Consider the following 20,357-nt stretch of genomic DNA (forward strand, 5'->3'; position numbering starts at 1 on the left):
ATGGAAAATATTTTGGATCTGTGGAATAAAGCACTTCAAAAAATAGAGACAAAGTTGAGCAAACCTAGTTTTGAGACATGGATGAAATCGACAAAAGCCCATTCTCTTCAAGGTGATACGCTCACAATTACGGCACCTAATGAATTTGCTAGAGACTGGTTGGAATCAAGATATCTCCACTTAATTGCTGATACCATCTACGAACTGACAGGTGAAGAGCTCAGCATTAAATTTATTATTCCTCAAAATCAGGATGAAGTGGAAGCTATGCCAAAGTCTCCAATTAAAAAGATGTCTAAAGAAGATCCCGTCGATATTCCACAAAATATGCTGAATCCAAAATATACATTTGATACTTTTGTTATTGGTTCAGGCAACCGATTTGCGCATGCCGCTTCACTTGCAGTTGCGGAAGCACCAGCAAAAGCATATAATCCGCTCTTTATTTATGGGGGCGTTGGTTTAGGAAAGACTCACTTGATGCATGCGATTGGTCATTATGTCATCGACCATAATCCATCAGCCAAAGTGGTCTATCTATCATCTGAAAAATTTACAAATGAATTTATCAACTCAATCCGAGACAACAAAGCTGTCGATTTCCGTAATCGCTATCGGAATGTCGATGTGCTTTTGATAGATGATATTCAATTTTTAGCAGGAAAAGAACAAACACAAGAAGAGTTTTTCCATACATTCAACACACTTCACGAAGAAAGTAAGCAAATCGTCATTTCTAGTGACCGGCCGCCGAAAGAAATTCCGACACTTGAAGACAGATTACGCTCTCGATTCGAATGGGGCCTAATCACAGACATTACCCCGCCAGATTTAGAAACGCGTATTGCGATTTTACGAAAAAAGGCAAAAGCAGAGGGATTAGACATTCCGAATGAAGTGATGCTCTATATTGCCAATCAAATCGACAGCAACATTCGTGAACTGGAGGGTGCTTTGATTCGTGTCGTTGCTTACTCTTCTTTAATTAATAAAGACATCAATGCAGATCTAGCAGCTGAGGCGCTAAAGGACATCATTCCATCGTCGAAGCCAAGGGTCATTACAATTAAAGATATTCAAAGAATTGTAGGGCAGCAATTTAATATTCGTTTAGAGGATTTCAAAGCGAAGAAACGTACGAAGTCAGTTGCTTATCCAAGACAAATTGCCATGTATCTCTCTAGAGAAATGACCGATTCCTCTCTGCCTAAAATAGGAGAAGAATTTGGAGGTCGTGATCATACGACTGTCATTCATGCTCATGAGAAGATTTCGAAATTAATGGTTGAGGATGAACAGCTTCAGCAGCATGTCAAAGAAATAAAAGAACAATTAAAATAACCTAGCTGATATAATAAGTACGGGAAAATGTGAATAACTAGAGCATAGTCATACACAGTCTGTCCACATGTGGATAGGCTGTCTTTCCTTTCTTTTTACCGACTTATCCACATATTCACAAGCCCTACTATTACTTCTACGATTTTTATTAATAAAATATATATACATGTCATTAAGAAAATTTAGGAGGACCACTATGAAATTCACGATTCAAAAAGATCGTCTTGTCGAAAGTGTCCAAGATGTATTAAAAGCCGTATCCTCTAGAACAACGATACCTATTTTGACAGGGATAAAAATTGTTGCATCTGATGAGGGGGTTTCTCTCACAGGAAGTGACTCTGATATCTCAATTGAATCCTTTATTCCTCAAAGAGATGGAGATTTAGAAGTAATTACGATTGATCGTCCAGGAAGTATTGTGCTTCAGGCTCGCTTCTTTAGTGAAATTGTGAAGAAACTGCCAATGGCTACTGTCGAAATTGAAGTAGAACAAAATCACCTCACCATCATTCGTTCTGGTTCAGCAGAATTTAACTTAAACGGCTTAGATGCTGAAGAGTATCCGCATCTTCCGCAAATTGAAGAGCATCATGCATTTCAAATTCCGACAGATCTACTTAAAAACTTAATTCGTCAAACTGTTTTTGCAGTGTCCACCTCAGAAACACGTCCTATCTTGACAGGTGTAAACTGGAAGGTGGAAAAAGGTGAATTAATATGCACAGCGACGGATAGCCACCGTCTTGCTTTAAGAAAAGCGAAGTTGGATATTGATGAGGAAAGCTCATACAATGTCGTCATTCCTGGGAAGAGTTTAACAGAGCTAAGTAGAATCCTTGATGATGGACAAGATCTTGTGAGCATCGTGATTACAGAAACGCAAGTTCTCTTTAAAGCACAAAACGTGTTGTTCTTCTCAAGATTGCTGGATGGGAATTATCCAGATACAGCTCGCCTGATCCCGCAGGAAAGTAAAACGGATGTTGTGGTCAACACAAAGGAATTCCTTCAAGCCATTGATCGTGCATCACTTTTGGCAAGAGAAGGACGCAATAATGTCGTAAAGCTGTCAGCTGATCCTGAACAAAGCCTTGAGATTTCTTCTAATTCACCTGAAATCGGTAAAGTAGTCGAAACAGTTCAAGCAGATGACATTAAAGGGGAGGACCTTAAAATCTCCTTTAGTCCAAAATATATGCTAGATGCATTAAAAGTATTAGAGGGAACAGAGATTCATGTAAGTTTTACTGGTGCTATGAGACCGTTCCTGTTGCGCACGCCAAATGATGATTCAATCTTGCAGTTGATTCTTCCAGTCAGAACATATTAATTCAATCTAAAATAGCTGCTGTGTGAGTGCATAGCAGCTTTTCTTCTCGTTTACCATGCTTTCTTTCATCCCAGTTCGCTTTCCCCCTTTCCTTCTTGTCTTGTTTTTTAGTACAATTAGATATTAGTGATATTGAAAGAGGTCGATATAATGCCTAATCCTATAACCATTGAGAAAGAAATGATTACATTAGGGCAATTTTTGAAATTAGCCGAAGTCATCCAATCTGGCGGAATGGCGAAATGGTTTTTAAGTGAACATGAGGTGTTCATTAATCAAGAGCCAGATAATAGACGGGGACGCAAACTATACCCAGGAGATGTTGTCGAGATAGAAGGTTATGGCACATTTCAAGTTGTGAATTAGAAACGGGTGACAATACATGTACATTCAAAGTCTGGCGTTAACTTCATACCGAAACTATGAACACACCGAGCTTCAATTCGACAACAAGGTGAATGTCATGATCGGTGAGAATGCCCAAGGTAAAACGAACTTGATGGAAGCGATCTATGTATTGTCGATGGCAAAGTCGCATCGTACGTCAAATGATAAAGAACTTATCCGATGGGACCAAGACTATGCTAAAATAGAAGGTAGAGTCATCAAAAAAAATGGTCCACTCCCAATGCAACTCGTGATTTCAAAAAAAGGGAAAAAGGGCAAGGTCAATCACATTGAACAACAGAAGCTCAGTCACTATGTTGGTGCGCTAAACACCATCATGTTTGCACCAGAGGACTTAAGTCTTGTAAAGGGCAGCCCGCAAATCCGTAGAAGATTCCTCGATATGGAGATTGGACAAGTTTCTGCTGTCTACTTGCATGATTTATCGCTCTATCAAAAAATTCTCTCTCAGCGGAATCATTACTTGAAACAATTGCAGACTAGAAAGCAAACGGATCAAGCGATGTTGGAGGTTTTAACAGAGCAATTGATTGATGCGGCAGCGAAGGTTGTCAAAAGACGACTGACTTTTACGAAACAGCTCGAAAAATGGGCGCAGCCGTTGCATTTTGGCATTTCTAGAGAGCTAGAAACACTCACGCTCCAATACCACACGGCGATAGAGGTATCAGAAGCGTCAGACTTGTCGAAAATAAAGAATAGCTATGAAGAATCGTTTCAGAAACTAAGAGACAGAGAAATAGACCGAGGAGTGACGCTGTGGGGACCTCACAGAGATGACCTTCTTTTCTTTGTGAATGGTCGGGATGTTCAGACATATGGCTCTCAAGGGCAACAAAGAACAACAGCTCTTTCACTTAAGCTGGCAGAAATCGACTTGATACATGAAGAAATCGGAGAATATCCCATTCTTCTACTCGATGATGTTTTATCTGAACTTGATGATTACAGACAGTCTCATTTGCTCCATACCATTCAGGGACGTGTACAGACCTTCGTCACCACAACAAGTGTTGAAGGTATCGATCACGCTACCTTGAAAGAAGCGGAAATTTTCAGAGTAGCCAGTGGAAAAGTAATTGACTGATAAATGAGGTGTGGGTCTTGTATATTCATTTAGGTGATGATTGTGTTGTTTCTACACGAGAGATTGTCGCAATTGTTGATTACAAAATGAGGTCGTCTTCTGTTGTAGAAGAGTTTCTTCAAAAACAAGAAGGACAAATCATTTCGTTATCACAAGGGACACCAAAATCCATCGTCGTCACAACTAAATCTGTTTATTACTCTCCTCTTTCCTCAAGCACGCTCAAAAAACGTGCTTCATTTGTGATTGAAATTGAAGTCTAAAAGCTCAATTCATATAAATATATCGTTTAAGAAAAGTGTAGGTGAATGTACGTGGCAATGGAACAGCAACATAATAGTTATGATGAAAATCAGATACAGGTGCTTGAAGGACTAGAAGCTGTTAGAAAACGTCCAGGAATGTACATTGGGTCAACCAGTGCAAAAGGACTTCACCATCTTGTATGGGAAATTGTCGACAACAGTATTGATGAGGCTTTAGCTGGATATTGCACAGATATTACCGTGCAAATTGAAAAGGATAATAGCATTACAGTGAAAGATAATGGCCGCGGAATTCCTGTTGGGATTCATGAGAAAATGGGACGTCCTGCTGTAGAGGTTATTATGACTGTTCTTCACGCTGGTGGTAAATTTGACGGCAGTGGTTATAAAGTATCTGGCGGTCTGCATGGCGTAGGGGCATCTGTTGTTAATGCGTTATCTACGACCTTAGACGTGACCGTATATCGTGATGGGAAAATTCATTATCAACAATTCAAACGCGGTGTTCCAGTTGGAGATTTAGAGATCATTGGTGAAACAGATGTTACAGGGACAACCACTCATTTTGTGCCAGATCCAGAAATTTTTACTGAAACCATTGAATTTGATTACGACACACTTGCTAACCGTGTACGTGAATTAGCTTTCTTAACAAAAGGTGTAAACATCATTATTGAAGATTTACGCGAAGGTAAAGAACGACGAAATGAATACTGCTACGAAGGCGGTATTAAGAGCTATGTAGAACATTTAAATCGCTCAAAAGAAGTCGTTCATGAAGAACCTGTTTACATCGAAGGTGAAAGAGACGGAATTACGGTTGAAGTGGCATTACAATATAACGATTCCTATACAAGCAACATCTATTCCTTCGCCAATAATATCAACACGTATGAAGGCGGAACACACGAAGCAGGCTTTAAAACAGGTCTGACGCGTGTGATCAATGATTATGCTCGTAAAAATGGCGTATTCAAAGATGGAGACTCGAATTTGAGCGGTGAAGATGTGCGAGAAGGCTTAACAGCCATTATCTCTATCAAACATCCAGATCCTCAATTCGAAGGGCAAACGAAGACAAAGCTTGGGAACTCAGAAGCAAGAACCATTACCGACTCCCTTTTCTCTGAAGCACTTGAGAAATTCCTCTTAGAGAACCCTGATGCGGCAAAGAAAATTGTGGAGAAAGGCGTGATGGCAGCTCGTGCAAGAATGGCTGCCAAAAAGGCACGTGAGCTGACAAGACGTAAAAGCGCACTGGAAGTCTCCAGCTTACCGGGGAAACTAGCGGACTGTTCTTCTAAAGACCCATCCATCTCTGAACTCTATATCGTAGAGGGAGATTCAGCGGGCGGATCTGCTAAGCAAGGTCGTGATCGTCACTTCCAAGCCATTTTGCCGTTAAGAGGGAAGATCCTAAACGTTGAAAAAGCGCGACTAGATAAAATTCTATCGAACAACGAGGTTCGTTCAATGATTACAGCATTAGGAACTGGAATCGGAGAAGACTTCAATTTAGAGAAGGCTCGCTATCACAAAGTTGTGATTATGACCGATGCCGATGTGGATGGAGCGCACATTCGAACACTGCTTCTAACATTCTTCTATCGCTACATGCGTGAAATCATTGAAAACGGTTATGTGTATATTGCACAGCCACCTTTATATAAAGTGCAACAAGGAAAACGTGTTGAGTACGTGTATAACGATAAACAGCTAGACGAGCTGTTGAAATCACTTTCTCAAACACCAAAACCTGGACTTCAGCGTTATAAAGGTCTTGGAGAAATGAATGCTGCTCAGCTTTGGGAAACAACAATGGATCCTGATGCGAGAACACTTCTTCAAGTGACACTTGAGGATGCAATCGATGCTGATGAGACATTTGAAATGCTCATGGGAGATAAAGTAGAGCCGAGAAGAAACTTTATCGAAGAAAATGCGCAATACGTGAAAAACCTCGATATTTAGATAGCTCCCTACTGAGAACAACCTTATTTCTTGTTTGGAATAAGGTTGTTTTTCAAGAAATAGGAGCGTGTAACCAATGTCCTGTTTTTCCGTGTTTTCGTTGATTTTCTAGTAAATAAATGTGTATAAAGACGAGATTATTGATATAATGGAGAATAGTCTTGTGAAGATAAATACATATTTTACTCCCACATAATTTATTTCATGTGATACGTAAAGGGAGGTTCTTATAGTGAGTGAACAACATACACCAAATGTACGCGAAGTGAATATTAGTCAGGAAATGCGTACGTCTTTTTTAGATTATGCAATGAGTGTGATTGTGTCGCGTGCATTACCAGATGTGCGTGACGGATTAAAGCCCGTGCATCGAAGAATTTTGTATGCGATGAATGACCTAGGTATGACAAGTGATAAACCATTTAAGAAATCTGCACGTATCGTCGGGGAAGTTATCGGTAAGTATCACCCTCATGGTGACAGTGCTGTATACGAAGCGATGGTTCGTATGGCGCAAGACTTCAACTATCGTTATATGTTAGTAGACGGTCATGGAAACTTTGGTTCAGTCGATGGAGACGGAGCAGCGGCGATGCGTTATACCGAGGCACGTCTATCGAAGATTTCTATGGAAATCCTCCGTGATATCACTAAGGATACCATTGATTATCAGGATAACTATGACGGCAGTGAAAGAGAGCCAATGGTGATGCCTGCAAGATTCCCTAACTTGTTGGTCAACGGAGCGACAGGAATTGCTGTAGGAATGGCGACCAATATTCCGCCGCACCAACTAGGTGAAGTGATTGATGGGGTATTGGCTATCAGTCAAAATCCAGAAATGACTACACAGGAGCTTATGGACATCATTCCAGGGCCAGATTTCCCAACAGCAGGTCAAATCATTGGCCGAAGTGGTATTCGGAAGGCGTATGAAACAGGGCGCGGCTCTATTACATTAAGAGCAAAATCGAATATTGAGGAAACATCTAGCGGTAAACAGCGCATTGTTATCAATGAGATTCCTTACCAAGTCAACAAAGCCCGTTTAATTGAAAAAATTGCTGATCTTGTACGTGATAAAAAGATTGATGGCATTACAGATTTGCGTGATGAATCAGACCGTAATGGTATGCGTATTGTCATTGAACTGCGTAGAGACGCAAACGTCCATGTTCTATTAAACAATCTTTATAAACAAACGACACTTCAAACGTCATTTGGTATCAACTTATTAGCACTTGTTGATGGACAGCCAAAAGTCTTGTCCCTCAAACAATGTCTTGAGTATTATCTAGAGCATCAAAAAGTGATCATTCGTAGAAGAACAGCGTATGAGCTGCGTAAAGCAGAAGCAAGAGCACACATTTTAGAAGGTCTGAGAATTGCACTTGATCACTTAGATGAAGTCATTGCTTTAATTAGAGGCTCTCAAACTGCGGAAATTGCGAGAAATGGTTTGATGGAAAACTATAGCTTGTCTGAAAAACAGGCACAGGCTATTCTTGATATGCGACTTCAGCGTTTGACTGGTCTAGAACGAGAAAAGATAGAAGATGAATATAAAGGACTTGTTGATTTGATTGCTGAATTAAAAGCCATTTTAGCAGACAATGAGAAAGTACTTGAAATCATTAGAGAAGAATTAACAGAAATTAAAGAACGCTTCAATGATACGCGCCGTACTGAAATTGTGACAGCGGGTATCGAAACAATTGAAGACGAAGATTTGATTCCTGTTGAAAACATCGTGATTACGCTCACGCATAATGGTTATATCAAGCGTCTCCCAGCTTCTACATACCGCAGCCAAAAAAGAGGCGGTAAAGGTGTCCAAGGAATGGGAACCAACGAAGATGATTTCGTTGAACAGTTGATTTCAACATCGACCCACGATACGATTCTTTTCTTCTCTAATAAAGGGAAGGTTTATCGTGCGAAAGGCTACGAGATTCCTGAATTCGGACGGACGGCGAAAGGAATTCCGATCATTAATCTTCTTGAAGTAGAAAAGGGAGAATGGATTAACGCCATTATTCCAGTAAGCGAATTTGATGAAAATTCTTATCTCTTCTTTACAACAAGACACGGTGTATCAAAACGGACGACATTGTCTCAGTTCGCTAACATTCGAAACAACGGTCTTATTGCACTTAGTCTTCGTGACGAGGATGAACTGATGGCTGTTCGTTTAACCAATGGAGAAAAACAAATCATCATTGGAACGAAAAAGGGAATGCTGATCCGTTTTGACGAGACAGATGTTCGTGAAATGGGACGTACGGCAGCTGGAGTGAAAGGGATCACACTTTCCGAAGATGACATTGTCGTAGGTATGGAAATCCTTGAGCCAGATGCAAACGTATTGATTGTAACTGAAAAAGGATACGGTAAACTAACTCCTGAAAAAGAATACCGTGTTCAAAGTCGTGGCGGTAAAGGTCTTAAAACGTGCAAAATCACTGACAATAATGGTCCACTTGTCGCAGTGAAAGCAACGAATGCTGAAGCCGAAGAAGACTTGATGATTATTACAGGAAGCGGTGTAATCATTCGTATGGCCGTTTCTGACATTTCAACAACAGGTCGAGTTACTCAAGGTGTTCGTCTAATCCGTCTCGGTGATGAGGAACATGTCGCAACAGTGGCATTAGTTGAACAATCACCAGAAGACGATGAAGATAATGAAGAGAACGTAGAAAACATAGAGTCAGATCAAGAGCAATCTGAGTAAAATAAAGCCGGTTTTTTCACCGGCTTTATTTTTTTTGAAAAAACTTCACTTTTTTTGAAATTAATAATGCTTTTTTCATAGATATGTGTTAATCTTTCAAAGGAGCAAAAAGATGCTCTATTTTTTATCTCATTCCTCAGTGAAAACTTCTTAGAAAAACAAAATGTTTTTTAAGAAAAATGTTGACTGTTGATAGAGATATATGATATATTTAAGTGGTCGCTTTAAGAGAGTGACACACAAGTTCTTTGAAAACTAAACAAGACAAAACGTACCTGTTAATTCGAGTTTTTATAAAAAATCCTATGATGTTTCATAGGTAGTCAGTCAAACGCTGACGAGGCAGGAAATGATCACATGCTAAGTTCGCTACATCGTGTAGCAACGCATGTGTGATATGCATCCTGCATACCTCGGAGAGTTTGATCCTGGCTCAGGACGAACGCTGGCGGCGTGCCTAATACATGCAAGTCGAGCGGACAGAAGGGAGCTTGCTCCCGGATGTTAGCGGCGGACGGGTGAGTAACACGTGGGTAACCTGCCTGTAAGACTGGGATAACTCCGGGAAACCGGAGCTAATACCGGATAGTTCCTTGAACCGCATGGTTCAAGGATGAAAGACGGTTTCGGCTGTCACTTACAGATGGACCCGCGGCGCATTAGCTAGTTGGTGGGGTAATGGCTCACCAAGGCGACGATGCGTAGCCGACCTGAGAGGGTGATCGGCCACACTGGGACTGAGACACGGCCCAGACTCCTACGGGAGGCAGCAGTAGGGAATCTTCCGCAATGGACGAAAGTCTGACGGAGCAACGCCGCGTGAGTGATGAAGGTTTTCGGATCGTAAAGCTCTGTTGTTAGGGAAGAACAAGTGCGAGAGTAACTGCTCGCACCTTGACGGTACCTAACCAGAAAGCCACGGCTAACTACGTGCCAGCAGCCGCGGTAATACGTAGGTGGCAAGCGTTGTCCGGAATTATTGGGCGTAAAGGGCTCGCAGGCGGTTTCTTAAGTCTGATGTGAAAGCCCCCGGCTCAACCGGGGAGGGTCATTGGAAACTGGGAAACTTGAGTGCAGAAGAGGAGAGTGGAATTCCACGTGTAGCGGTGAAATGCGTAGAGATGTGGAGGAACACCAGTGGCGAAGGCGACTCTCTGGTCTGTAACTGACGCTGAGGAGCGAAAGCGTGGGGAGCGAACAGGATTAGATACCCTGGTAGTCCACGCCGTAAACGATGAGTGCTAAGTGTTAGGGGGTTTCCGCCCCTTAGTGCTGCAGCTAACGCATTAAGCACTCCGCCTGGGGAGTACGGTCGCAAGACTGAAACTCAAAGGAATTGACGGGGGCCCGCACAAGCGGTGGAGCATGTGGTTTAATTCGAAGCAACGCGAAGAACCTTACCAGGTCTTGACATCCTCTGACAACCCTAGAGATAGGGCTTTCCCTTCGGGGACAGAGTGACAGGTGGTGCATGGTTGTCGTCAGCTCGTGTCGTGAGATGTTGGGTTAAGTCCCGCAACGAGCGCAACCCTTGATCTTAGTTGCCAGCATTTAGTTGGGCACTCTAAGGTGACTGCCGGTGACAAACCGGAGGAAGGTGGGGATGACGTCAAATCATCATGCCCCTTATGACCTGGGCTACACACGTGCTACAATGGACAGAACAAAGGGCTGCGAGACCGCAAGGTTTAGCCAATCCCATAAATCTGTTCTCAGTTCGGATCGCAGTCTGCAACTCGACTGCGTGAAGCTGGAATCGCTAGTAATCGCGGATCAGCATGCCGCGGTGAATACGTTCCCGGGCCTTGTACACACCGCCCGTCACACCACGAGAGTTTGTAACACCCGAAGTCGGTGAGGTAACCTTTATGGAGCCAGCCGCCGAAGGTGGGACAGATGATTGGGGTGAAGTCGTAACAAGGTAGCCGTATCGGAAGGTGCGGCTGGATCACCTCCTTTCTAAGGATATATGGAGCAGCGTGCGTTTTCGTCTTGTTTAGTTTTGAAGGAACTTGCAAAAGATCCTACAACATCATATCTTCGATATGAAAGATGGGCCTGTAGCTCAGCTGGTTAGAGCGCACGCCTGATAAGCGTGAGGTCGGTGGTTCGAGTCCACTCAGGCCCACCATCTTCTATTAAATCGGGGCCTTAGCTCAGCTGGGAGAGCGCCTGCCTTGCACGCAGGAGGTCAGCGGTTCGATCCCGCTAGGCTCCACCAACGTGTTCTTTGAAAACTAGATAACAATAAGTAATACATTCACATTGAATGCAATGCAAAGTTCATCACACATAGTGATTCTTTCTAAAGTAAGAAATGGTTAAGTTAGAAAGGGCGCACGGTGGATGCCTTGGCACTAGGAGCCGATGAAGGACGGGACGAACACCGATATGCTTCGGGGAGCTGTAAGCAAGCTTTGATCCGGAGATTTCCGAATGGGGAAACCCACTGCTCGTAATGGAGTAGTATCCATACTTGAATACATAGAGTATGAGAAGGCATACCCGGGGAACTGAAACATCTAAGTACCCGGAGGAAGAGAAAGCAAATGCGATTCCCTGAGTAGCGGCGAGCGAAACGGGAACAGCCCAAACCAAGAGGCTTGCCTCTTGGGGTTGTAGGACACTCTATACGGAGTTACAAAGGAACGATATAAGCGAAGAGGTCTGGAAAGGCCCGCCAAAGAAGGTAACAGCCCTGTAACTGAAATGTTGTTCTCTCCAGAGTGGATCCTGAGTACGGCGGAACACGTGAAATTCCGTCGGAATCCGGGAGGACCATCTCCCAAGGCTAAATACTCCCTAGTGACCGATAGTGAACCAGTACCGTGAGGGAAAGGTGAAAAGCACCCCGGAAGGGGAGTGAAATAGATCCTGAAACCGTGTGCCTACAAGTAGTCAGAGCCCGTTAAAGGGTGATGGCGTGCCTTTTGTAGAATGAACCGGCGAGTTACGATCCCGTGCAAGGTTAAGCAGAAGATGCGGAGCCGCAGCGAAAGCGAGTCTGAATAGGGCGCATGAGTACGTGGTCGTAGACCCGAAACCAGGTGATCTACCCATGTCCAGGGTGAAGTTCAGGTAACACTGAATGGAGGCCCGAACCCACGCACGTTGAAAAGTGCGGGGATGAGGTGTGGGTAGGGGTGAAATGCCAATCGAACCTGGAGATAGCTGGTTCTCTCCGAAATAGCTTTAGGGCTAGCCTCAAGGTAAGAGTCTCGGAGGTAGAGCACTGATTGGACTAGGGGCCCCTACCGGGTTACCGAATTCAGTCAAACTCCGAATGCCGATGACTTATCCTTGGGAGTCAGACTGCGAGTGATAAGATCCGTAGTCGAAAGGGAAACAGCCCAGACCGCCAGCTAAGGTCCCAAAGTATACGTTAAGTGGAAAAGGATGTGGAGTTGCTTAGACAACCAGGATGTTGGCTTAGAAGCAGCCACCATTTAAAGAGTGCGTAATAGCTCACTGGTCGAGTGACTCTGCGCCGAAAATGTACCGGGGCTAAACGTATCACCGAAGCTGCGGACTGTTCTAACGAACAGTGGTAGGAGAGCGTTCTAAGTGCTGTGAAGTCAGACCGGAAGGACTGGTGGAGCGCTTAGAAGTGAGAATGCCGGTATGAGTAGCGAAAGACGGGTGAGAATCCCGTCCACCGAATGCCTAAGGTTTCCTGAGGAAGGCTCGTCCGCTCAGGGTTAGTCGGGACCTAAGCCGAGGCCGAAAGGCGTAGGCGATGGACAACAGGTTGATATTCCTGTACCACCTCCTCACCATTTGAGCAATGGGGGGACGCAGGAGGATAGGGTAAGCGCGGTATTGGATATCCGCGTCCAAGCAGTTAGGCTGGGAAATAGGCAAATCCGTTTCCCGTGAAGGCTGAGCTGTGATGGCGAGCGAAATTTAGTAGCGAAGTTCCTGATTCCACACTGCCAAGAAAAGCCTCTAGCGAGGTGAGAGGTGCCCGTACCGCAAACCGACACAGGTAGGCGAGGAGAGAATCCTAAGGTGATCGAGAGAACTCTCGTTAAGGAACTCGGCAAAATGACCCCGTAACTTCGGGAGAAGGGGTGCTTCTTAGGGTGTTAAAGCCCCGAGAAGCCGCAGTGAATAGGCCCAGGCGACTGTTTAGCAAAAACACAGGTCTCTGCGAAGCCGTAAGGCGAAGTATAGGGGCTGACGCCTGCCCGGTGCTGGAAGGTTAAGAGGAGCGCTTAGCGTAAGCGAAGGTGCGAATTGAAGCCCCAGTAAACGGCGGCCGTAACTATAACGGTCCTAAGGTAGCGAAATTCCTTGTCGGGTAAGTTCCGACCCGCACGAAAGGCGCAACGATCTGGGCACTGTCTCAACGAGAGACTCGGTGAAATTATAGTACCTGTGAAGATGCAGGTTACCCGCGACAGGACGGAAAGACCCCGTGGAGCTTTACTGCAGCCTGATATTGAATGTTGGTACAGCTTGTACAGGATAGGTAGGAGCCTTGGAAACCGGAGCGCTAGCTTCGGTGGAGGCATCGGTGGGATACTACCCTGGCTGTATTGACCTTCTAACCCGCTGCCCTTATCGGGCAGGGAGACAGTGTCAGGTGGGCAGTTTGACTGGGGCGGTCGCCTCCTAAAATGTAACGGAGGCGCCCAAAGGTTCCCTCAGAATGGTTGGAAATCATTCGCAGAGTGTAAAGGCACAAGGGAGCTTGACTGCGAGACCTACAAGTCGAGCAGGGACGAAAGTCGGGCTTAGTGATCCGGTGGTTCCGCATGGAAGGGCCATCGCTCAACGGATAAAAGCTACCCCGGGGATAACAGGCTTATCTCCCCCAAGAGTCCACATCGACGGGGAGGTTTGGCACCTCGATGTCGGCTCATCGCATCCTGGGGCTGTAGTCGGTCCCAAGGGTTGGGCTGTTCGCCCATTAAAGCGGTACGCGAGCTGGGTTCAGAACGTCGTGAGACAGTTCGGTCCCTATCCGTCGCGGGCGCAGGAAATTTGAGAGGAGCTGTCCTTAGTACGAGAGGACCGGGATGGACGCACCGCTGGTGTACCAGTTGTTCTGCCAAGGGCATCGCTGGGTAGCTATGTGCGGACGGGATAAGTGCTGAAAGCATCTAAGCATGAAGCCCCCCTCAAGATGAGATTTCCCATTCCGCAAGGAAGTAAGATCCCTGAAAGATGATCAGGTTGATAGGTCTGAGGTGGAAGCGTGGTGACACGTGGAGCTGACAGATACTAATAGATCGAGGACTTAACCTATATTCTATTGTGAAGTTTGAACATTGTTATCTAGTTTTGAGAGAACATTCTCTCCATCAGGTTTGGTGGCGATAGCGAAGAGGTCACACCCGTTCCCATACCGAACACGGAAGTTAAGCTCTTCAGCGCCGATGGTAGTTGGGGATCTCCCCCTGTGAGAGTAGGACGCCGCCAAGCTTGTATAAGGATCAGTTCCATTTGGAACTGGTCTTTTTTGTTTTTTCTTCTAATAGCATCATGATATATGCTGGGAACTTCTCTTCAGCAATCTCCATGTAGCGTTCGATCATGACGTAATCATCACTAATGTATTGAGATAGCAGTTCGTACCACCATTCTGTTTCATAGCGGGCAATCATACTGAGGTTATACATCAATAAGTAATGGCTGATGATCTCAGGAATCCCCAAAAATGAATCACGCGTTGACGGAATATACCATTGATTCGCTTCTAAATCATAATGAAGATGAGTAGCGAACGCTGGGTTTTCTTCTAGAGACACATCAAACGCCAGTTTTTTCGCTTCTCTCTGTTTAAGTTTCCAACTTGTGTGGAACTCAAAATATTCAATAAAACGTTCAGCAGACATGTTATAAAGCAATGGAATATGATCTTGAATCATCATTCCATTGTCTTTTTCTACTTTAACTAATGTCGAAGGCTGCTTTTGAAACTCCAGAATATGACCCATTTCAGGTATCTTTGACAGGAGGTGAATCATCGTAAATCGCTCATCTTCAAGTCCATTTAAATGAAATAGATGCTTTAACACATGCATGCATAGTCCATTTCGCTGAATTTTCACTTCATCTTCACTAAAACGGTAGTGCTGCTTCTTTCTCTTTCTCGATGTTACACCGTGTGCCAAAACAGAAGTTTGAGAAGGATAGTAAGGATCAACTGTCAGTAAACATGCCTTTAGCAACTGAGCCATTCCATAAAATAATAAAATGGGCTTCAGTTCGAGTGGAGCGATAGCTGCCTGTTCATAGAATGTATGACCATGCTTTAAAAAATAAATAAACCGTTCACAGTTTTTATAGGCTTGCTGGTTTGCATCTTGAATGCTCCGTTTCTCATATTGTTGATATAGAAACTTTTGGGAAGTTTCGAGTGAGTAAAAACGTTTTAAATCCTTCCATCCTGAACTTTTCATCTTCTTCCTCAACTCTCTTTATATTTTCTAAAAATTGCAACTGTTTGTTGCTTCCTTGACATGCTGTTTGCTAGTTGATAATCTACATATAATATTTTGCCGAAAAGAGGGGGATTTACTAATGTGGGAAAGTAAATTTTCAAAAGAAGGTTTGACGTTTGACGATGTTTTGCTTGTTCCAGCTAAGTCTGAAGTACTTCCGCGTGATGTCGATTTATCAGTTGAGTTAACAAGCACATTAAAACTAAACATTCCCGTGATCAGTGCAGGAATGGACACGGTGACAGAGTCACAAATGGCGATTGCAATGGCACGTCAAGGTGGTCTTGGTATCATTCATAAGAACATGTCTATTGAGCAACAAGCAGAGCAAGTGGATAAAGTAAAACGTTCAGAGCGCGGCGTTATTACAAATCCATTCTTCTTAACACCTGAGCATCAAGTATTTGATGCAGAGCACCTAATGGGTAAATACCGTATTTCAGGTGTACCGATTGTAAATAACATAGAAGATCAAAAGCTTGTTGGTATTATTACGAACCGTGACCTTCGTTTTATTTCGGATTATTCAATGAAGATCAGCGATGTGATGACAAAAGAGGAACTCGTGACAGCTTCGGTGGGTACAACGTTAGAAGAAGCTGAAAAAATTCTACAGCAATATAAAATTGAAAAATTACCTCTTTTAGATGACGAAGGAACGTTAAAAGGTCTCATCACCATCAAAGATATTGAAAAAGTGATCGAATTCCCTAACTCCTCTAAAGATGCACATGGCCGTTTAATTGTTGGTGCTGCTGTTGGTGTCACTGGCGATACAATGACTCGTGTGAGAAAATTAGTCGAAGCCAATGTAGATGTCGTTGTCATTGATACGGCACATGGTCATTCACAAGGTGTTCTAAACACTGTATCGAAAATCCGTGAAACGTATCCTTCTCTTAATATCATTGCTGGAAATGTTGCAACAGCTGAAGCAACTAAAGCATTGTTTGAAGCAGGAGCAGATATTGTGAAAGTTGGTATCGGACCAGGATCTATCTGTACAACACGTGTTGTAGCAGGTGTTGGTGTACCACAAATCACAGCGATCTATGACTGTGCAACAGAAGCAAGAAAACATGGTAAAGCTATTATTGCAGATGGTGGAATTAAATATTCAGGTGATATCGTAAAAGCTCTAGCATCTGGTGGACATGCTGTTATGCTTGGAAGCCTTCTAGCTGGTACATCTGAAAGCCCAGGAGACACAGAAATTTTCCAAGGTAGACGATTCAAAGTTTATCGCGGTATGGGTTCAGTGGCTGCAATGGAAAAAGGAAGTAAAGATCGTTACTTCCAAGAAGATAATAAAAAATTCGTTCCAGAAGGTATTGAAGGCCGTACACCATACAAAGGACCAGTCGTTGATACAGTGTATCAACTAGTTGGCGGTATCCGTTCAGGTATGGGCTATTGTGGAACACAAGATTTACGCTCTCTTAGAGAAGAAGCACAGTTCATTCGAATGACTGGTGCAGGACTTCGTGAGAGTCATCCACATGATGTACAAATTACAAAAGAATCACCAAACTACACAATTTCTTGATAAATTGTGACAATCAAATTACATTTGACAGGGTCTATGACTCTGTCTATTTTTTTTGTCTTTATTGTGATAAAATTTATACTGTTGTGTTGAAATAAGCCCTTGTGGATTAAATATATATGAAATATGTCGAAAAAAGATGATAACGGAGGTATGACGATTGAACAGCAAGATATTGAAACAGCTTATGGTCTCTATCCTTGCACTGGCATTGATTGTGACAGCATTTACACCAATGTCCAAAGCAAAAGCAGCTGAAGATCCATTCAATGTGAATGCGAAAGCAGCGATCCTAATTGAAGCTTCTACAGGTAAGATTCTTTATAGTAAAAACGCAGAACAAAGACTGCCTATTGCAAGTATGGCAAAGATGATGACAGAGTATCTATTACTAGAGGCGATTGCTGAAGGCAAAGTGAAATGGGATCAAACGTATACGCCAGATGATTATGTATACGAAATTTCTCAGGACCGCAGTTTATCAAACGTTCCTTTGAGAAAAGATGGCTCGTATACAGTGAAAGAACTTTATCAAGCAACGGCTATTTATTCGGCAAATGCAGCAGCAATTGGCTTAGCAGAAGTGATTGCTGGATCAGAATCGAAGTTCGTTGAAAAAATGAACGCCAAAGCAAAAGAACTAGGTTTAACAAACTACAAATTCGTGAATGCAACTGGTTTAGAAAATAAAGACTTACATGGCAAACAGCCAAAAGGTACAGGTACTGATGAAGAAAGTGAAGTATCTGCGAAAGATATGGCATTGCTTGCACAGCATCTCATCAAAGACCATCCAGAAATCCTTGAAACATCAAGTATTGCGAAAACAAAGTTCAGAGAAGGCACAGACGATGAAATGGACATGCCTAACTGGAACTTCATGCTTAAAGGACTTGTGAAGGAATATGAAGGTGTAGACGGTCTAAAAACAGGTTCTACAGATTCAGCTGGTTCTAGCTTCACAGGTACGGCTAAACAAGGTGACATGCGTGTTATCGCAGTGATTTTGAATGCGAAAGGTAATCTTCATACAGCACGTTTCGATGTGGCGAAAAAACTGTTCGACTATGCGTTTAAAAACTTCACGATGAAAGAAATGTACAAAAAAGGTCAACAGATCAAAGGACATGAAAACATCGAAGTCGACAAAGGCAAAGACAAAGAAGTACCCGTCGTTACGAAAGAAGCATTCTCTGTGCCAGTCAAAAATGGCGACGAAAAGAGCTTTAAAGCAAAAGTAAATATCGAGAAAACGAAACTCGAAGCTCCTATTAAAAAAGGAACGAAGGTTGGCATGCTGACCACTTCTTACTCAGGTGATGAGAAGGACTACGGCTATTTGAATAAAGATCAATCAGGTGTTGAGCTTATAACGAAAACAGGCGATGAAAAAGCAAACTGGTTCATCCTTACAATGCGTAGCGTAGGTGGGTTCTTCGCTGGCATTTGGGGCGGAATCGTTGACACAGTAAAAGGTTGGTTCTAATAAAAAACTGCTCTCTATACATGAGAGCAGTTTTTTATCGTTAAAAGAAAAGAGATTGTTTGTGATTTTGAGGAGTGGACAAGGCTTGCTGAAAAATACCACATAATTTTTCCACGCCCTCTATCAGCGCCTTTTCATTCATATAAGAAAAGCTAAGGCGGATATAGTTTTGCTTCGGCTCTCCAGGATAGCACACAGAGCCAGGCAGAAAGGTGATTTGCTGTTTGCGTGCCTCATGCAGAAGTGCACGTGTATCGACCCAGGAAGGAAAGCTAAGCCATAAATTGAGTCCACCCTGAGGGATTTGCCACGTCACATCTTTTGGCGCATGCTTCGTTAATACATCTATCATTAAATCACGCCTCACCATTAAGGCGGTTCTCAGCTTTTTCGTATGATCAATCATTTTCTTTGAAGTCAGAAATGGCAAAATGGCTTTTTGTGTGAGAAGAGGGCTGCCTAAATCATTATTGGCCTTTGCAGCTAATAAACGATTAAATATCGAGCCTGAAGCAGTGATAATCCCAATTCTGCATCCTGGAGCAAGTGTTTTACTTAAACCTCGTAAATAAATGACGTGTCCATCATGATCCAGACTTTTAATAGGTGCTGGCGGCTTCTTTTCGAAATATAGCTCACGATAAGGATCATCCTCTACAATGAGACAATCAATACTTTGTGCCAGTGAGAGAAGTTGTTTTCTGCGTTTCATTGACATACTGGCGCCTGTCGGACTGTGGAAAGTAGGAATCGTGTAGATGAGCTTTGGTTTATACTTATCACAAATGCTTTGAAGCTGTTTCATGTTCATTCCTTCATGATCAACAGGGACTGTAATAATTCTTGCCCCTCTGCCCATAAAGACATCAATGGCGCCTGGATAGGTTGGTGCTTCCATGACCACTACATCATCAGGACCGATAAACGCACGTGCAACCAAATCAAGCCCTTGCTGAGAACCACTAGTTACAAGAATATTTTCAGGAGTAGAAGGAACATCCAATTTTTCTAAAAAAGACTGAATGACTTGCCGAAGTTGAAGATCCCCTTGAATTTCCCCATACTTTGACATGATTTGAGGATGTCTGGCTAGGACATGCTGCATTTCTTTTTCTAAATACCGGTTTGGCAAAAGCCCAGGATCAATCATAGAGGAAGAAAGATTGATCGCTTCTTCGACATAGTGATACTGAGCAAATTGAGACCGTGGTAAATAATCTGGGATAGATAACTGCCAATCAAAAGAGGTAGATGACGGAACTGGAATTTCTGACTGCTTTTGCAGCTCATCCACAAACGTCCCTTTTCCTTGCACAGTCGTTAAATATCCGTCGTCCTTCAGCCGAGTGTATGCCTTTGCTGCCGTGACAAGACTCACATTCAACTGCTTTGCTAAATCACGTACAGTTGGCAGCTTATCTCCCTGTTGAAGCAAACCCGATTGGATATGATCAATGATTGAAAAGTAAATCTGATTCGAAAGTGATGTATCAGAATGTCGATGGATATCAATATGCATGAGAAACCTCCATTGCGTGCAAAATTGTTATACATGAATTTGAATTGTTATAGTTGCATTATAGCATGTAAATGATACTTCAAAGAAAGAATGACATATTTTTAGCAAGTAATCGTTTATATACAAGGGGTTAAGCCTTTTTGTTGGCTGATTGAATTGTTATACTATTCTCTTTATTGTTATACTGTCTCGCTTGTATGATAAAGGGGTAAATCAA

General features: G+C 43.1%; 11 protein-coding genes, 2 tRNA genes and 3 rRNA genes. 14 read left to right on the forward strand and 2 right to left on the reverse strand.

Annotation, left to right across the window (positions count from 1 at the left end):
* The 12 genes from dnaA (at position 1) to rrf (ending at position 14,567) form a co-directional block, all read left to right on the forward strand.
* Positions 1-1,341, forward strand: coding sequence for a chromosomal replication initiator protein DnaA (dnaA, locus tag MKX52_RS00005; protein ID WP_012008628.1), 1,341 nt, complete (start codon positions 1-3; stop codon positions 1,339-1,341).
* Positions 1,342-1,537: 196 nt separating this feature from the next.
* Positions 1,538-2,674, forward strand: a complete 1,137-nt coding sequence (gene dnaN / locus MKX52_RS00010; RefSeq protein ID WP_041815072.1) for a DNA polymerase III subunit beta — start codon at positions 1,538-1,540, stop codon at positions 2,672-2,674.
* A gap of 150 nt (positions 2,675-2,824) precedes the next feature.
* Entirely contained in the window at positions 2,825-3,040 is a 216-nt protein-coding gene (yaaA, locus tag MKX52_RS00015) for a S4 domain-containing protein YaaA (RefSeq protein ID WP_041815077.1), read from the forward strand.
* A gap of 16 nt (positions 3,041-3,056) precedes the next feature.
* Complete coding sequence (gene recF / locus MKX52_RS00020) at positions 3,057-4,169, forward strand: DNA replication/repair protein RecF (protein WP_012008631.1); 1,113 nt, start codon at positions 3,057-3,059, stop codon at positions 4,167-4,169.
* Between the two features lie 17 nt (positions 4,170-4,186).
* On the forward strand, positions 4,187-4,432 hold the full coding sequence (locus tag MKX52_RS00025; protein ID WP_041815080.1) for an extracellular matrix/biofilm biosynthesis regulator RemA family protein: 246 nt from the start codon (positions 4,187-4,189) through the stop codon (positions 4,430-4,432).
* A gap of 57 nt (positions 4,433-4,489) precedes the next feature.
* The gene (gene gyrB, locus MKX52_RS00030) at positions 4,490-6,406 is read left to right on the forward strand and encodes a DNA topoisomerase (ATP-hydrolyzing) subunit B (RefSeq protein ID WP_041816108.1); all 1,917 of its coding nucleotides are present in this window, start codon (positions 4,490-4,492) and stop codon (positions 6,404-6,406) included.
* Between the two features lie 232 nt (positions 6,407-6,638).
* Positions 6,639-9,140, forward strand: coding sequence for a DNA gyrase subunit A (gene gyrA / locus MKX52_RS00035; protein WP_088002897.1), 2,502 nt, complete (start codon positions 6,639-6,641; stop codon positions 9,138-9,140).
* Positions 9,141-9,550: 410 nt separating this feature from the next.
* Positions 9,551-11,099 (forward strand): 16S ribosomal RNA (locus MKX52_RS00040).
* Between the two features lie 95 nt (positions 11,100-11,194).
* Positions 11,195-11,271: transfer RNA gene (locus tag MKX52_RS00045), tRNA-Ile, on the forward strand.
* 14 nt (positions 11,272-11,285) lie between these two features.
* Positions 11,286-11,361 (forward strand) — tRNA-Ala (locus MKX52_RS00050).
* Positions 11,362-11,459: 98 nt separating this feature from the next.
* Positions 11,460-14,390, forward strand: a 23S ribosomal RNA gene (locus tag MKX52_RS00055).
* 61 nt (positions 14,391-14,451) lie between these two features.
* Positions 14,452-14,567: ribosomal RNA gene (gene rrf / locus MKX52_RS00060) — 5S ribosomal RNA — on the forward strand.
* The 16S, 23S and 5S rRNA genes sit together here with 2 tRNA genes alongside, the layout of an rRNA operon.
* An 11-nt stretch (positions 14,568-14,578) precedes the next feature.
* On the opposite strand, the gene MKX52_RS00065 is transcribed toward rrf, so the two are convergent.
* A complete protein-coding gene (locus tag MKX52_RS00065) occupies positions 14,579-15,547 on the reverse strand; it encodes a YaaC family protein (protein ID WP_217017019.1) in 969 nt (322 codons plus the stop codon).
* Positions 15,548-15,668: 121 nt separating this feature from the next.
* Here MKX52_RS00065 and guaB point away from each other — a divergent pair, with 121 nt between their 5' ends.
* Together guaB and MKX52_RS00075 are read left to right on the forward strand one after the other, a co-directional pair.
* A complete protein-coding gene (guaB, locus tag MKX52_RS00070; protein WP_012009055.1) occupies positions 15,669-17,135 on the forward strand; it encodes an IMP dehydrogenase in 1,467 nt (488 codons plus the stop codon).
* Between the two features lie 160 nt (positions 17,136-17,295).
* A complete protein-coding gene (locus tag MKX52_RS00075; protein WP_144458530.1) occupies positions 17,296-18,621 on the forward strand; it encodes a D-alanyl-D-alanine carboxypeptidase family protein in 1,326 nt (441 codons plus the stop codon).
* Between the two features lie 40 nt (positions 18,622-18,661).
* Here MKX52_RS00075 and MKX52_RS00080 read toward each other — a convergent pair whose 3' ends face one another.
* Positions 18,662-20,140: a PLP-dependent aminotransferase family protein gene (locus MKX52_RS00080; protein ID WP_216889874.1), complete on the reverse strand. Its 1,479-nt coding sequence runs from the start codon at positions 20,138-20,140 to the stop codon at positions 18,662-18,664.
* Between the last annotated feature and the right edge of the window lie 217 nt (positions 20,141-20,357).

This window comes from Bacillus sp. FSL R5-0422 (genome assembly GCF_038610765.1).
In the GTDB taxonomy this organism is placed as follows: domain Bacteria; phylum Bacillota; class Bacilli; order Bacillales; family Bacillaceae; genus Bacillus; species Bacillus pumilus_O.